Raw genomic sequence first — 13454 nt, 5'->3', positions numbered from 1 at the left:
AGATTACGCCCCAAAATTCCTTTTACCTTTTCATACATCTATAATCCACCTGAATTGTGTCTGTATGAAAGTGTAAAACAAAAGAACGTACTTTACGTTGAACCATGTTCTATCGTAAAATTCAAAAATAATACAAACATTATAAGCGGTCGTAACCTTATGGATTATACAAGGTTACGACCGCTTATTTTATTGTTACATCATTTTTTGTTTTTAAAACCTCATCTATTGTGTTATGTAGTCCTTCCAATCCCTTTTCTATCTCCCTATAATTTTCAACAATAAAAAATTCATTCGTCTCGATTTTCTTTCTCAATATTGCACCTCATACAACAATCATGTAGCATTACCGTATCGAAGTAATGGTTCATCATCTTAAACCTTTCGACTAATTACCTGGAGGCAAAGTGATTGAAATGAATAAACAAGAACAATTAAATATTATAAAGAAAGATTTTATTGATTCTCAAAAAGTATTATTGGCAATTGGTGATGAAACGCGTCAAGCTATTTTATTAGTGCTAATGGAAACGGAATGTCAAACAGGATTACGTGTAGGAGAAATCACGAAGCAAACACACCTTTCCCGTCCAGCAGTATCACATCACCTTAAGATTTTACGAGAAGCTGGCATTATTTTAATGAGAAAAGAAGGTACAAAGAATTTTTATTATATTGATATACGTACAAAATTAGGTTTATTAAAAAATCTTGTATTAGATATTGAGAAGCTATTGCAAAACTTTTATTAAAACTTGGAGGTATAAGATATGAAAGCAATGATAATTGATAGATATGGAAAAGTCCCAATGCGTATGGCAGAGGTACCTACTCCTGAAATTAATGAGTATGAAGTGCTCGCAGAAATTCATGCAGCTAGTATTAACCCAATTGATTTTAAAATACGTGATGGAAAAGTTAAAATGTTACTGAAATATGAAATGCCTCTAATCCTTGGGAATGACTTTTCCGGTGTCATCACGAAGGTTGGATCAAAAGTGACTCGTTTTAAAGTCGGTGATGAAATATATGCTCGTCCAAGAAAAAATAAGATTGGTACTTTCGCGGAGTATATAGCCATTCATGAAGATGATATTGCTTTAAAACCAAAAAATCTAAGTTTTGAGGAAGCGGCTTCGATTCCACTCGTTGGCTTAACTTCCTATCAAGCTTTACATGACATCATGCAATTACAAAAAGGACAAAAGATTTTAATTCACGCTGGATCCGGTGGTGTTGGTACTTTCGCTATTCAGTTAGCAAAAATAATGGGTGCTACTGTCACAACGACTGCTAGTGAAACTGGTGCAAATTTAGTAACGTCTCTTGGCGCAGATGAAATTATTAATTACAAAACAGAAAAATTTGAAGATATACTAAAAAATTATGATGCGGTATTTGATACAATCGGCGGTGCAACACTTGAAAAATCATTCAATATTATAAAAAGCGGAGGAAACATTGTTTCCGTTTCAGGTATGCCGAATGCTCGCTTCGGTAAAGAATTTGGTTCAGGATTCTTTAAAACTCTCTTATTTTCATTAGCCAGCAAAAAACTTACTGCACTTGAAAAAAAGCATAATGCTCAATATTCATTTTTATTTATGAAGCCAAGCGGGGATCAATTACGTACTATTGCAAACTATATTGAAGCCGGAAAAATTAAACCGGTAATCGATCGAGTTTTCCCTTTTGAAGATGCGCAAAAAGCAATGGAATATTCAGAGTCTGGAAGAGCAAAAGGAAAAATAATTGTAAAAATTAAATAATAATAAAACCTCCATTTTCTTAAAATGGAGGTTTTAAATTTGCTGTTAAATAGACATAGTGCAATGAAGTCCTTACAATAGATTGCAAGGGGAAATATTATATTATACTTTTAGTTAACTTTACAAAGAATACATACGTACAAATACATAACTTAAAATACAAAAAGGAGGAGATACAATGACTAAAAATAATGAAACAGGTTGGAATTTAGATAATAGTTATACGACTTTACCACAATCATTTTATACAGAAATCCCCCCTACTCCCGTAAGCTCACCGGAGTTAGTTAAACTAAACCATTCATTAGCGATATCTCTTGGCTTGACCCCTGAAGAACTGAAAAAGGAAGCTGAAATTGCTATTTTCGCTGGTAATGCACTCCCAGAAGGAGCTCATCCATTAGCTCAAGCATATGCTGGCCATCAATTCGGACATTTTAATATGTTAGGCGACGGTCGTGCTCTTTTAATTGGCGAACAAATTACTCCTTCAGGTGAGCGTTTCGATATTCAACTGAAAGGTTCTGGCCCTACTCCCTATTCACGCCGAGGAGATGGCCGTGCTGCACTCGGTCCGATGCTACGTGAATATATTATTAGCGAAGCAATGTATGCACTCGATATTCCAACTACCCGCAGTTTAGCAGTTGTCACAACCGGTGAACCAACCTATCGTGAAACAAAGTTACCTGGAGCAATTTTAACTAGAGTAGCTAGTAGCCATATTCGCGTCGGTACATTTCAATATGCTGCAGCTCGTGGTTCAATAGAGGACCTGAAATCACTAGCTGACTATACGATAAAAAGGCATTACCCAGAAATTGAATCTCATGAAAACCAATATACTGCATTACTACAAGAAGTCATTAAAAGACAAGCCAGTCTTATCGCAAAATGGCAACTTGTTGGATTTATTCACGGCGTAATGAACACTGACAATATAACGATCAGTGGCGAAACAATTGATTACGGTCCTTGTGCATTTATGGACAATTACGACCAAGGAACTGTATTTAGCTCTATTGACACACAAGGTCGTTATGCATATGGAAATCAACCATATATGGCCGCATGGGATCTCGCACGACTAGCTGAATCTTTAATACCAATTCTGCACGAAGATGAAGAAGAAGCATTAAAAATCGCTCAAGACGAAATTTCGAAATTTAGCGTACAGTATGAAAAACAGTGGTTCCTTGGAATGAAAAAGAAATTAGGACTATTTAGCAACGAAGAACAAGATCACTCACTTATTGAGCAACTTTTAAAAATGATGGAGAAATATAAAGCGGATTACACAAATACATTCCGTTCATTAACTCTTGATGCTATCGAAAATACAGCTCTATTTGAAAGTCCTGAATTTAAAGAATGGTACAAACTGTGGCAATCTCGATTAGACAGACAAGAACAATCGAAAGAAAACGCCTACGAGATGATGAAAAATAATAACCCATCAATCATCCCGAGGAACCACCGTGTAGAAGAAGCATTAGAAGCAGCTGTTACAAATGACGACTATAGCGTAATGGAGAAACTTCTTGAAGCTTTATCAAACCCTTATGCGTATTCTACAGATCAAGAAGAATACTGCATTCCACCTGCACCGACGAATCGCCCTTATCGTACTTTTTGTGGCACTTGATTGTTTAATATGTAAAAAGATGCGTTCATATAAATTGTGTGAACGCACCTTTTTTATATCCCCCCACTCAACTAAAACTTTAAAATGCACATCCCCCGATGCCATTTCTTTAGTTCAAAACAAATTCTACACTATTCCAATAGACTTACTCGTAAGCTTGTTAAACAAATATTGAGAAATATAAAACATCATTTCTAAATATTTTTATTTTTGATACTATATTTTATAAGAATATTCAAAAAGTGAGGGGATTTCATGAACGTTCAACTACAAGGTAATGAACAAATTACAAAATTATTTAATGACTGGTATAGAGCTATGTTACAGCATCAAACTACCCATGCAACAAAAATAAAAAAAGATATTGAAAATACCATCTCTAATTCAGAAGAAGATACAAACCTACAATTGTATTATTCACTTTTTAATTTCAGATACAAAATCTTAACAGATGGTTTAAATATTAATAAAGATGATTTTAATAAAATTGATTCTTTCCCACTTCCAGAGAATGGGCTATTTTCTTATTATTATCATTTTTTTAAGGCTATTCACAATACAATTATTGGAAACTACAATGCAGCAAAACACCTTTTCGAGAACGCTAAAAAGCTGCTAATACACGTATCTGACGAACTAGAGAATGCTGAATTTAACTACCGCTTAGCTGCCTATTATTATCAAACATATCAACCACTAGTAGCAATCCAATCTGCAAATGAAGCTAAAGCGATTTTTTCAAAACATATAAACTGTGAAATTAATGTTGCTTTGTGTGATAACATCTTTGGTTTATCTTGTATTGATTTAAAACAGTTTGAACAAGCTGAAATTAGACTTGATTCAGCATTAAATATTCTACAGAAGTATTCAGAGGAGACTTTATCATTAAGAGTACGACATAATTTAGCTTGGCTATATGCAAGTCAAAACCTTTCAGAGTTAGCAATGCGTCATATTTCAGAGGTTACAACTAAGCAACCAAATCACTTTAAAGCACTTTTTGTTGAAGCACGTGAATACTACAAGCTTGGAGAATATACCCAGGCTAAAGAACTTATAAAAAAAGGATTAAACATCTCAAATAAACTAGAAAACAAAGAGTTTCAATATCGTTTCATGATTTTAAGAGAACTAAATAATAAAACTTCTATAAATGATTTAGAAATGATAATTTTGGAAGGAATTTCTTACTTTAAAACAGAAAACCTTTGGGAATGTATACAAGAGTACACTGATGTTCTAGCAAATATGTTTTATGAAAAAGAAGACCATATAAAAGCTAGTCAATACTTTTACATGGCCAATCAAGCAAGAAAAAAACATGAAGAAAAGGGAGCTTTGATATAATGAAAAAGATTAAATTGAGCATCATTGGCTTAGCTGTTATTAGCATCACAACTCTTGGGTTAAGCTTCACCTCAGAAACACCGAAAACACAGTTAGGATATGTAGCATTAAACATTGGGGACACCCCTGCACCACAAAGACCTGACCTTGTTCAATCTATTGACGTAAGTAAAGACTACAACTCAACAACAACTGAAAAAGCACTTTAAAAAATGAAAGACCTTCAATTAAGAAGGTCTTTTTAAATACGCTTATTTAGAATATTTCCCTTTCATGTAGGCTTTATTTTCTCATCAACTCCGCAATCCTCTTACTCTCCTCACTACCAACTTTCTCAAGTTTCTCCACAACTAAATTCCGTCTCTCTACAGAATGATTTTGACTTAACTTCGCTTTTCCTTCTATTTTATTTATCTTTATTTTGAATCCAACTATTCCCTTACTTAATCCTCCCATATAATTTGGATCTACATCATTAAGTGAGTAGGTGCTCTCTGGATCTTCATATTTATTTACTAAATCTTGAAGAGAATCTACTAATGTCTTCTCATCCTCAACAATTTCTAATTCACCATATACATGCACTGCAACGTAATTCCATGTTGGTACTGCATTGTTTGTTTCATACCATAACGGAGAGATGTAACTATGTGGTCCTTGAAATATAGCTAGTACTTGCTGAGTCCCAATATCTTTCCACTGTTCATTCGGCCGTGCGAAGTGACCATGTAAAGTAAGGGTCTCCCTATTTAATAACAACGGCAAGTGCGTTGCATATGGTTCTCCGTTATGTTGAGAAAATAATGTCCCAAAGCTATTTTGTTCCATTATTTCGTACTTCATCTCTTCATCTTGTATTACGAAATATTTTGGTATGTACATAAGCTCCCTCTTTTCCGCTCTTTTCTATTTTATTTCCTATTATATTTAGTAACCGCATCAATCAACAGGGCCAGTTTGTATTTGTTTTATAATGGCAGCTTTCTATTTCAAAACAATAAGCAGCATGTATTCCATGCTACCTTAGTTTATTTTTTCTAATATATTTGTAATAAATACGGTCTTACCCTCAATATAACTAGATCGATTTTTCGACTCTCTTGCTAACTCTTCCTTCAAGTTTCCATACTCATTAGCTACTTCAGTATGTTCACGAAGGTAATCTTGAAACGCTATATGCCTTCTCAATTCTTCACTATTTTTATCACACACCTATAAATGATGTTCCATCCAAACTGTATTTCCCTCGTTCCATGGAACGAACGTATCCTTTCTTCCAAACGCCTCTCTTCCTTTAAAGCTCCATTCTAACTGATGATAGTATCCTATCGCTTCAAACTTTGTTACTACTTCAGGAAAGATTTCATAATCTTCTATTACGATATCAATATCTAATATTGGTTTTGCTACAAGTCCTTTAATAGATGTACTCCCAACATGTTCAATGGATAAAATGCGGTCTTCCATTACATCGTTAATGAAAGTGTGTAGCTTATTAAATTCACTTTCCCATTGGATGTTATACCCTTCGATAGTAATTCTCTGTTTCAAAGTATCCCTCTCCTCAAAAGCAACTATAACCTCTGAATATGAGTATCCTTAAAATCCGTCTCATATTTCAATCCATATCCAAACATTCGATCCATTCCAATATGTGCTGTCCATATTAAGCCAATCATTATAACGGTATCTATCTTAAAATAGACACCTATTAGAACAATTAATATGGATATGATATATGTATGACATACGTTATATATTTTCGCACCAACGTGATTATTGATCCCATACGCTAACATGGAGAAATCCGGCGCTAAAAGGAATACAAAAAATATAATCCAACTAAACTCATATATTGAATACATATAAATCGTGGCTAAAAATACAACCATTCCTTCAAAATGTACAATACGTTTTTGCATTATTTATCATTCCTATTTTTCTATATTTATTAATACATTTTCATCGCTGAAAGTATTCTTTGCATTTTTTGACCAGATGGTTGCTAATATTGGCCCTGCAATGTTATGCCATACTGCCGCTAATACACTTGGGAGTGCAGCAGCCGGTCCAAAATGCAAAATACTTTCCAGCTATATTACTTATCGCTTCTAGTACTTTCATCCACTCAGCCCCTATCTTTTAATTGAAACACCTTATTCGGATTCAAAATATTTTGCGGATCAAGAGCTTTCTTTATTTTCTCCATTACAAATAATGCCGCCCCATGTTCTTCTTCTTGATACTTTCGTTTTCCGATTCCAACGCCATGTTCTCCTGTACACGTTCCTCCTCGTTTAAGAGCATACAAAACGATACTTTCGTTTATTTCGTCTGCCTTCTTTACTTCCTCTTTATCATTTGTGTCAATCATTAAGAGTACATGGAAATTCCCATCTCCAACATGACCTAGAATACCGCCAATAAGCCCTACTTTATCTAATACCTCTTTCGCATGTTGAATCGCTCCAGCTAATTCCGAAATTGGCACACATACGTCTGTACTCATTAGCTTTTTACCAGGATAACTATGCACGTAAGAGTACGCTAAGTTATGTCTTGCATCCCACAGTTTATTTCTCGCTGCTGTTTCCATCTCAAATGCAATTTCTATACATTTATGATCAAGAACGATTTCTTTCGTAAATTCAATATCTTGCTTTAACCCTGCTTCATTACCGTGAAACTCTAAAAACAGTGTCGGTTCTTCTCTGTAACTTGTTTCATTGTAATGATTTACTTGTTTCATAGATAATTCATCAACGAGTTCAATTCTCGCGATTGGAATACCTGCCTGTAATATGTTAATTACAGCTTCTACTGCATCATTTATAGTTGGAAACGATGCCCTCGCAGCCATAACATGTTCTGGTATACCGTATACTTTTAAAGTTAACTCCGTGAAACATCCAAGTGTTCCTTCTGAGCCTACGAAAATACCATTTAAATGATAACCTGATGATGACTTCGCCGCTAAATTCCCGGTATGTATTACTTCTCCATCAGCAAGAACGACTTCTAAATCTCGGACTTGATCACGCATTACCCCATACTTTACCGCTGTCGTTCCGCTCGCATTTGTAGCAGCCATTCCTCCTAACGTTGCATCAGCTCCTGGGTCTACACTAAAAAATAATCCATACTTTTTCAATTCTTTATTAAGCTGAGAGCGCGTCACCCCTGGCTGTACTCTCACAAGAAAATCCTTTTCTCTTATTTCAAGTATTTTGTTCATAAGAGAAAAGTCCATTGTAATTCCTTTTTCGTAAGGAATTACATGTCCCTCTAAACTGGACCCTACTCCAAATGGAACGACAGCTGTTTCGTGCTGACTCGCTATTTTCATTATCGCGCTAACTTCTTCGGTCGTTTTTGGAAAAACAACTACATCAGGTAAACTACTAACATGGTAAGATTCATCTTTACTATGTAACTCTCGTACTGTCATATTTATTACTACTCGATCTTCAGGAAGTATGCCTTTTAATTCATTTACTACATGTTCAATTGTTATTTCCATAATCAACTCTCCTTTTTAAATTTAAAACAAGTATACCATCTTTATACAAAATAATTAGAAAAATGAGATTTTTAAACCTAAACATACAAAAAAGAACCTGCAGCACACGCTACAAGTTCTTTTCCACTACATTTTAAACGATTTCTTTATTAACAACATAAACCAAATTAAAGTAACTGCCATCAACGAATGAGAAAATCCTACAATATAAGTTAACCCTTTAAAGTCAGCTCCATTTAACTGAAGAAGCCCTCTCGCTGCTAGCGAACCTAACATTAATGTTAATGCAATGTTATGTAAAACAAACCACTTATTAAACCCTTGCACTTCATGAAACGCGAATACTTTTGCTAATCCTAAAGCAATTAAAAAGAAGAAAAAGCCAAGTACAAGTGTATGTGTATGCAAAAGATTTAACAAAGTAGATCCTAAAATCCCTTTATACTTACCATACTCCCTAGCGAAAATCCCTGATAATAAACCGATAATCAAATACGTAAACGATGCATTATATAATTTCTTCATTATGTACCTCCTTGAGTAGAATGTGTAGTGTGTCATATTTAGTAATAATGATAGTTATATAGTAAAAACTCCTAGTCACCTAGGAGTCATTGTATAAGCATCTCACTCTTTACAATCAATCCTAATTATAAAATATCTCTCTATACAAAACAAACGAACTTTATGTGAACAAACAAAGCTCCATTAAAATATGTTGCACTTTTGTTTTACACAATCCATACTAATTGTTATAACTTTTTAAAGGTGGTGTAATAATTGATAGTTCTTGAAACCGAACGTCTTAACCTTCGTTGGTTTGATATAAAAGACGCTCCTTTTATTCTTGAGTTAGTAAACGATCCTGCATGGATTCAGTTTATCGGTGACAAAGGAGTTAGAAACTTAGAAGATGCAAAAAATTATATTGTAAACGGTCCCATCGATATGTATAACAAACTCGGATTTGGCCTTTACTTAGTAGAACGAAAAGAAGATCTCACTCCACTTGGTATGTGTGGCCTTATTAAAAGAGATTCATTAGAAGATGTTGATATCGGATTTGCCTTTTTAGAGACATTCCGTTCACAAGGATACGGCTACGAGTCAGCTTCTGCGATAATCGAATACGGTGTACAACAGCTCAACATGAAACGAATTGTAGCAATTACTTCTATAGATAACATCGCCTCAGGAAAGCTTTTAGAAAAAGTAGGATTACGATTTGAGAAAATCATTTCAGATTCAGGAGAAGATTTAAAATTATTTGGGTATAACGCATAGTAAAGAAGGTCGCCGTGAATGGTGACCTTCTTTACTATTTTACTGATCTCGTCATAATACTTTTAGTTCCATTATAGTTTTGCAGTAATTCTTGTGATTACTACTATGCCTTTCATATCACATTTTTTGGAAATTCATAGAAATAAAACTTTCACATTTAAATAAATTATATTAATATATCAAATAAAGGAAGTGAGAATAAATGGAACAACCTCTATTTTTATTAGTTCTTCAATTCATTGCATTCATATTAATCATTTGTATCGTATATGGAATGTTGTACAATACCGTATTAAATTTAAATATGCCTAAATGGACTGCACATATAGTAGCTACGGTCTTTTCCCTTGGTATTACCTATCAAGCTTTTATAAATTTTATTTGAAAAACTTTTGTAGCAATTACTTCTATTGTTGATGCAGTAAAGCTTTTGGAAAAAGCAGGATTGCAATTTGAGAGGGTTATTTCAAGATCAGAAAACGTAACCATTTTTTATAAAGTCTTTCCAGCGCAAAATAGTGAAGAAGTTAGTTCCGCTGAAAGTGTGTTTGCATAAAAAGAAATGAATTTAATTGATGCTACAAAAATTTTATTTTAATTCTGGTTCTATTGTTTGGAATCGTTCTAGGGTACCATTTGTGTGGACTTTAAAAATTTTCATTTGCGCACCAAAATGTTGCGTTAAGTAACATGTATCACCAGTTATTAAATTTCCAATCTTCCAATCAGGTTGATATGTACTTTCCATGGAACTTTCTAAATCCCCAATCATTATTAAATTGATATATAATGAAGATGAACTACTCAACATTTTCGTTAAAGATAGTCTATCAACCTCTAACTACCTAATGAACTCAAGTAAACACATCTTCAGTCATTTTAAGAGGTACAAAAGGCACCCTTTCGGGTGATTTTTGTATAAAAATTCTATTTTTTTATATTCGATACCAACCACGAACCTTTTTAAAATAATAATAATATCATTATGTCTCCTTTTTAGAGATTATTTTTAATTACCTTGAATTTTTTGCACCAGAACCGGAAAATCCCTGACTACTCGAAATATCAACTATCAGGTGCTAATATTCAATAACGCGTACTGAAAATGATTAAACATTTTTATAAACCAGTGGAACATTTAAGAAATCAATTTTTCTCTTATCGAAATTTAATTAGCTTACAGTAATACAGTGGTCATATATTTTTAAGAATAACGGAAGAATATATAGAAATTGCTACAGAAATGTGAAGTTTAATTAATTTAGGAGGAACAAACTTGTTTAATCAGCTTGTAAAAGTTATACCGAATTTATTTACGATTGGAAATTTATTGTGCGGTGTTTTCTCAATCACCTTGAATATGAGTGAATATTTAGGAGCAGCCTCCATTCTCATTTTCTTTTCAGCTGTTTTAGATTTTCTTGATGGAAGAATTGCAAGAAAATTAAAAGTGAACAGTGAGTTTGGCGTAGAATTGGATTCCTTAGCTGATATTGTTAGTTTCGGCGTCGCTCCTGCGCTTTTATTTCATACGATAGCAACACCTTCTATTTTAACTTCTTTGGCATTTATCCTATTCCCAACAATGGGTGCTTTAAGATTAGCTAAATTTAGTATTAAACCAACTATTGGATATTTTAAGGGATTACCTATTCCAGCTGCAGGATTATCATTGGCTGGTATGGCATTGTTTTCATATAGTAATGCATGGATTACTTTAATCCTCGCCCTCTTAATGGTAAGTCCCATTAGGTTTAAAAAATTTTAATGAAGATCACGCCCAACGCCATTAAGGAGCATTTTAAATGGATTTAACGCGTCAATAAGTATAAAAAAGCGGGACAATAATATTAAATTAGATGCCCTTCGAAAAATTAAAACCTTGTATTTATGGCTATTGGGTTAATCCATCGATATGTTATTCTGAAACGTCAGTCCACTTTTAACAGGAGCTCCCTTTATCAAGAGAGCTCCTGTTCTTATTTCTTCTTCTTTTCTGTCGGCTGGCTTTGTTTAGCAAAATTAGATGAATCATCAAAATTCGGTTGCTTTTTACCAGCATTATTACTTCTACCTTTTCCCATATGTAATGCACCTCCCCTCCCCCTTACTATTCCCAATAAAAAAATTCTCTTGCATCCAAGAGAATTTTAAATTGGGTTCTTATTGATAATACCTAAGTACTTCCAACACTGCCATTCCATAAAAGATGGATCCAATGTTAAATTATTTAATGCTAAAACAAATATTACATTTTCATATTTAACTGGATAATCAATTAATAATCCTAATGTATTTCCTGAATCTGCGACAATTATGATTCCCTTTTCTAACACGTCATCTATAACTTCTTTTAATTATTCTTACCTAGCATATAATATTTTCCTACACATTGAGATTGCATGTTGTATAAGGAAGCCCTTCTTCTTTCCATGCAAGAAATCCTCCCTTTAAATTCACTACTTCCTTTATACCAGCTCTTTGTAAAATACTAGCTGCTATAGCGGAACGTAATCCGGTTCGACATTGCAAAACTATTGGAAAATTTTTCGGTATATAATCTAGTTGTTCAAATAGATTACCTAAAGTGATATGTATTGCATCATGAAGGTGTCCTTCCTCCCACTCTTTTTTACTACGCACATCGATAACCTTAACGCTTCCACCTTTTATATGCGGATATAATTCAATCGATGTTTTTTCTTTGTAACTTTCAAATCTATCAAGTCTTTGTATTACTTTTAAGGGTGCAAAAGCAATAATATTATCTAACCCAATAGATTCAAATTCTCTAATAACTGCCTCTACTTTAACCTTTTCCTCATCTAGAATTATTAAAGTTTCTTTTTTATAATCTAATAACCATCCACACCAAGTTGTGAAAGAATTGTTATAAGGTATGTTAATTGACTTCTCGATATGACCTGCAGCAAAACTCTCTACATCCCTTATATCAACTATTTGATAAACGCTCTTCAAAATTTCTTGAAGTTCTTCTACTGTATTAATAGCAGTACTTTTTCTCTTCTTACGAATTGGCGGACCATACTTATTTAAATTCTTCATTAATGAAAAATACTTTGGAGGCTCTGGCTGTGCCGTCAATAAAGTCGATATAAAATCACTTTCTTCATTACACCGAAATGCCCAATTGAACATCTTTTCATAACCTAATGTAGAAGTTGGAATTGCTCCTAATGCTTTTCCACATGCGCTTCCCGCACCATGTGATGGCCATATTTGCAAATAATCAGGAAGTATTTTTATTTTTTGTATAGAATCAAATAATTGTTTCGCTCCTATTTTTGCAGTATCTTTAATACCGACTGCAGTTTCTAATAAATCCGGTCTTCCTATATCTCCTACAAATATAAAATCACCTGTGAATATTCCTATCGGTTTATCATTCGTATAATTATTTTGACTTGTATCAGTTACTAAAAAAGAAATACTTTCAGGCGTATGCCCTGGGGTGTGAATTACATTAAATTTTATATGACCTACTTTAAACTCTGTGCCTTCTCTAACCAATTTGTATCGACCTTCGTTAAGATATTGATATTTCCAATCACAATCTCCTTCATCAGATACATATAAATTTGCATGGTAAAGATTAGAAAGTTCTCTAGACCCAGAAAGAAAATCAGCATGAATATGAGTCTCAGCCGCAGCAATTACTTCCATCCCCTCTTTCTTAGCAAATTCTATATATTGTTCTATATAGCGACTAGGATCAATAACGATTGCTACGCCTTCTTTCTGACAACCGACTAAATAGGAAGCATGTGCTAATTTTTCATCATAAAAATATTTTAAAAGCATAGCTATTCCCTCCAATTAGTTATTTCAAATTAATTTTCAATTTTTGTAACCACTTTTTATCTTC

15 protein-coding genes and 2 pseudogenes are annotated in these 13454 nt (G+C 33.6%); 8 read left to right on the top strand and 9 right to left on the bottom strand.

Annotated elements, in window-relative coordinates; all coding sequences use genetic code 11:
* Nucleotides 1-184: 184 nt before the first annotated feature.
* Nucleotides 185-316 (bottom strand): hypothetical protein, encoded by a 132-nt coding sequence (locus tag ACTFN4_RS12135; protein WP_001227549.1) that lies wholly within the window; start codon nt 314-316, stop codon nt 185-187.
* A gap of 91 nt (nt 317-407) precedes the next feature.
* Here ACTFN4_RS12135 and ACTFN4_RS12130 point away from each other — a divergent pair, with 91 nt between their 5' ends.
* The 5 genes from ACTFN4_RS12130 to ACTFN4_RS12110 all read left to right on the top strand — a co-directional run bounded on the left by ACTFN4_RS12130 (nt 408) and on the right by ACTFN4_RS12110 (nt 4973).
* Nucleotides 408-752, top strand: a complete 345-nt coding sequence (locus ACTFN4_RS12130; RefSeq protein ID WP_000571870.1) for an ArsR/SmtB family transcription factor — start codon at nt 408-410, stop codon at nt 750-752.
* 18 nt (nt 753-770) lie between these two features.
* Nucleotides 771-1769 (top strand): NADP-dependent oxidoreductase, encoded by a 999-nt coding sequence (locus tag ACTFN4_RS12125; RefSeq protein ID WP_439962346.1) that lies wholly within the window; start codon nt 771-773, stop codon nt 1767-1769.
* Nucleotides 1770-1947: 178 nt separating this feature from the next.
* A complete protein-coding gene (locus ACTFN4_RS12120; RefSeq protein ID WP_000164915.1) occupies nt 1948-3414 on the top strand; it encodes a protein adenylyltransferase SelO in 1467 nt (488 codons plus the stop codon).
* A gap of 255 nt (nt 3415-3669) precedes the next feature.
* Nucleotides 3670-4764, top strand: a complete 1095-nt coding sequence (locus tag ACTFN4_RS12115) for a hypothetical protein (RefSeq protein WP_016125000.1) — start codon at nt 3670-3672, stop codon at nt 4762-4764.
* Nucleotides 4764-4973, top strand: a complete 210-nt coding sequence (locus tag ACTFN4_RS12110; protein WP_000721430.1) for a hypothetical protein — start codon at nt 4764-4766, stop codon at nt 4971-4973. The genes ACTFN4_RS12115 and ACTFN4_RS12110 overlap by 1 nt, the downstream gene beginning before the upstream one ends.
* A gap of 73 nt (nt 4974-5046) precedes the next feature.
* Here ACTFN4_RS12110 and ACTFN4_RS12105 read toward each other — a convergent pair whose 3' ends face one another.
* From ACTFN4_RS12105 to ACTFN4_RS12080, 6 genes and pseudogenes are all read right to left on the bottom strand, one after another.
* Nucleotides 5047-5646: an FMN-binding negative transcriptional regulator gene (locus ACTFN4_RS12105; protein ID WP_000275841.1), complete on the bottom strand. Its 600-nt coding sequence runs from the start codon at nt 5644-5646 to the stop codon at nt 5047-5049.
* Nucleotides 5647-5787: 141 nt separating this feature from the next.
* A pseudogene (locus tag ACTFN4_RS12100) lies at nt 5788-6315 on the bottom strand (GrpB family protein).
* 23 nt (nt 6316-6338) lie between these two features.
* The gene (locus ACTFN4_RS12095) at nt 6339-6686 is read right to left on the bottom strand and encodes a DUF4260 domain-containing protein (RefSeq protein WP_001172061.1); all 348 of its coding nucleotides are present in this window, start codon (nt 6684-6686) and stop codon (nt 6339-6341) included.
* A 12-nt stretch (nt 6687-6698) separates the two neighbouring features.
* Nucleotides 6699-6842 (bottom strand): annotated as a pseudogene (locus tag ACTFN4_RS12090) (bile acid:sodium symporter family protein); the annotation flags it as partial.
* Between the two features lie 50 nt (nt 6843-6892).
* Nucleotides 6893-8284, bottom strand: a complete 1392-nt coding sequence (locus tag ACTFN4_RS12085) for an FAD-binding oxidoreductase (protein ID WP_439962345.1) — start codon at nt 8282-8284, stop codon at nt 6893-6895.
* A 126-nt stretch (nt 8285-8410) separates the two neighbouring features.
* Complete coding sequence (locus tag ACTFN4_RS12080) at nt 8411-8809, bottom strand: DUF2871 family protein (RefSeq protein WP_000737896.1); 399 nt, start codon at nt 8807-8809, stop codon at nt 8411-8413.
* Nucleotides 8810-9064: 255 nt separating this feature from the next.
* Between ACTFN4_RS12080 and ACTFN4_RS12075 the strand changes: the two genes are divergently transcribed.
* Both ACTFN4_RS12075 and ACTFN4_RS12070 read left to right on the top strand, forming a co-directional pair.
* Complete coding sequence (locus tag ACTFN4_RS12075) at nt 9065-9568, top strand: GNAT family N-acetyltransferase (RefSeq protein WP_439962344.1); 504 nt, start codon at nt 9065-9067, stop codon at nt 9566-9568.
* 202 nt (nt 9569-9770) lie between these two features.
* A complete protein-coding gene (locus tag ACTFN4_RS12070) occupies nt 9771-9953 on the top strand; it encodes a hypothetical protein (RefSeq protein WP_000437513.1) in 183 nt (60 codons plus the stop codon).
* A gap of 204 nt (nt 9954-10157) precedes the next feature.
* Here ACTFN4_RS12070 and ACTFN4_RS12065 read toward each other — a convergent pair whose 3' ends face one another.
* A complete protein-coding gene (locus tag ACTFN4_RS12065; RefSeq protein WP_002041581.1) occupies nt 10158-10340 on the bottom strand; it encodes a DUF5065 family protein in 183 nt (60 codons plus the stop codon).
* Between the two features lie 504 nt (nt 10341-10844).
* On the opposite strand from ACTFN4_RS12065, the gene pssA reads away from it, so the two are divergent.
* Complete coding sequence (pssA, locus tag ACTFN4_RS12060; RefSeq protein ID WP_000483080.1) at nt 10845-11336, top strand: CDP-diacylglycerol--serine O-phosphatidyltransferase; 492 nt, start codon at nt 10845-10847, stop codon at nt 11334-11336.
* A gap of 617 nt (nt 11337-11953) precedes the next feature.
* On the opposite strand, the gene ACTFN4_RS12055 is transcribed toward pssA, so the two are convergent.
* Entirely contained in the window at nt 11954-13390 is a 1437-nt protein-coding gene (locus ACTFN4_RS12055) for an MBL fold metallo-hydrolase (RefSeq protein ID WP_000925318.1), read from the bottom strand.
* Between the last annotated feature and the right edge of the window lie 64 nt (nt 13391-13454).

The sequence above is a fragment of the Bacillus cereus group sp. MYBK95-2 genome, assembly GCF_051915225.1.
Lineage (GTDB): Bacteria > Bacillota > Bacilli > Bacillales > Bacillaceae_G > Bacillus_A > Bacillus_A cereus.
This window is presented reverse-complemented; position numbering and strand designations above follow the sequence as displayed.

What these genes read in the sequence shown, in the direction of transcription:
- ACTFN4_RS12085 (WP_439962345.1), bottom strand. Translation starts at nt 8,284, where the DNA reads ATGGAAATAACAATTGAACATGTAGTAAATGAATTAAAAGGCATACTT.
- ACTFN4_RS12110 (WP_000721430.1), top strand. Translation starts at nt 4,764, where the DNA reads ATGAAAAAGATTAAATTGAGCATCATTGGCTTAGCTGTTATTAGCATC.
- ACTFN4_RS12115 (WP_016125000.1), top strand. Translation starts at nt 3,670, where the DNA reads ATGAACGTTCAACTACAAGGTAATGAACAAATTACAAAATTATTTAAT.
- ACTFN4_RS12125 (WP_439962346.1), top strand. Translation starts at nt 771, where the DNA reads ATGAAAGCAATGATAATTGATAGATATGGAAAAGTCCCAATGCGTATG.
- ACTFN4_RS12065 (WP_002041581.1), bottom strand. Translation starts at nt 10,340, where the DNA reads ATGATTGGGGATTTAGAAAGTTCCATGGAAAGTACATATCAACCTGAT.
- ACTFN4_RS12095 (WP_001172061.1), bottom strand. Translation starts at nt 6,686, where the DNA reads ATGCAAAAACGTATTGTACATTTTGAAGGAATGGTTGTATTTTTAGCC.
- ACTFN4_RS12105 (WP_000275841.1), bottom strand. Translation starts at nt 5,646, where the DNA reads ATGTACATACCAAAATATTTCGTAATACAAGATGAAGAGATGAAGTAC.
- ACTFN4_RS12080 (WP_000737896.1), bottom strand. Translation starts at nt 8,809, where the DNA reads ATGAAGAAATTATATAATGCATCGTTTACGTATTTGATTATCGGTTTA.
- ACTFN4_RS12120 (WP_000164915.1), top strand. Translation starts at nt 1,948, where the DNA reads ATGACTAAAAATAATGAAACAGGTTGGAATTTAGATAATAGTTATACG.
- ACTFN4_RS12070 (WP_000437513.1), top strand. Translation starts at nt 9,771, where the DNA reads ATGGAACAACCTCTATTTTTATTAGTTCTTCAATTCATTGCATTCATA.
- ACTFN4_RS12055 (WP_000925318.1), bottom strand. Translation starts at nt 13,390, where the DNA reads ATGCTTTTAAAATATTTTTATGATGAAAAATTAGCACATGCTTCCTAT.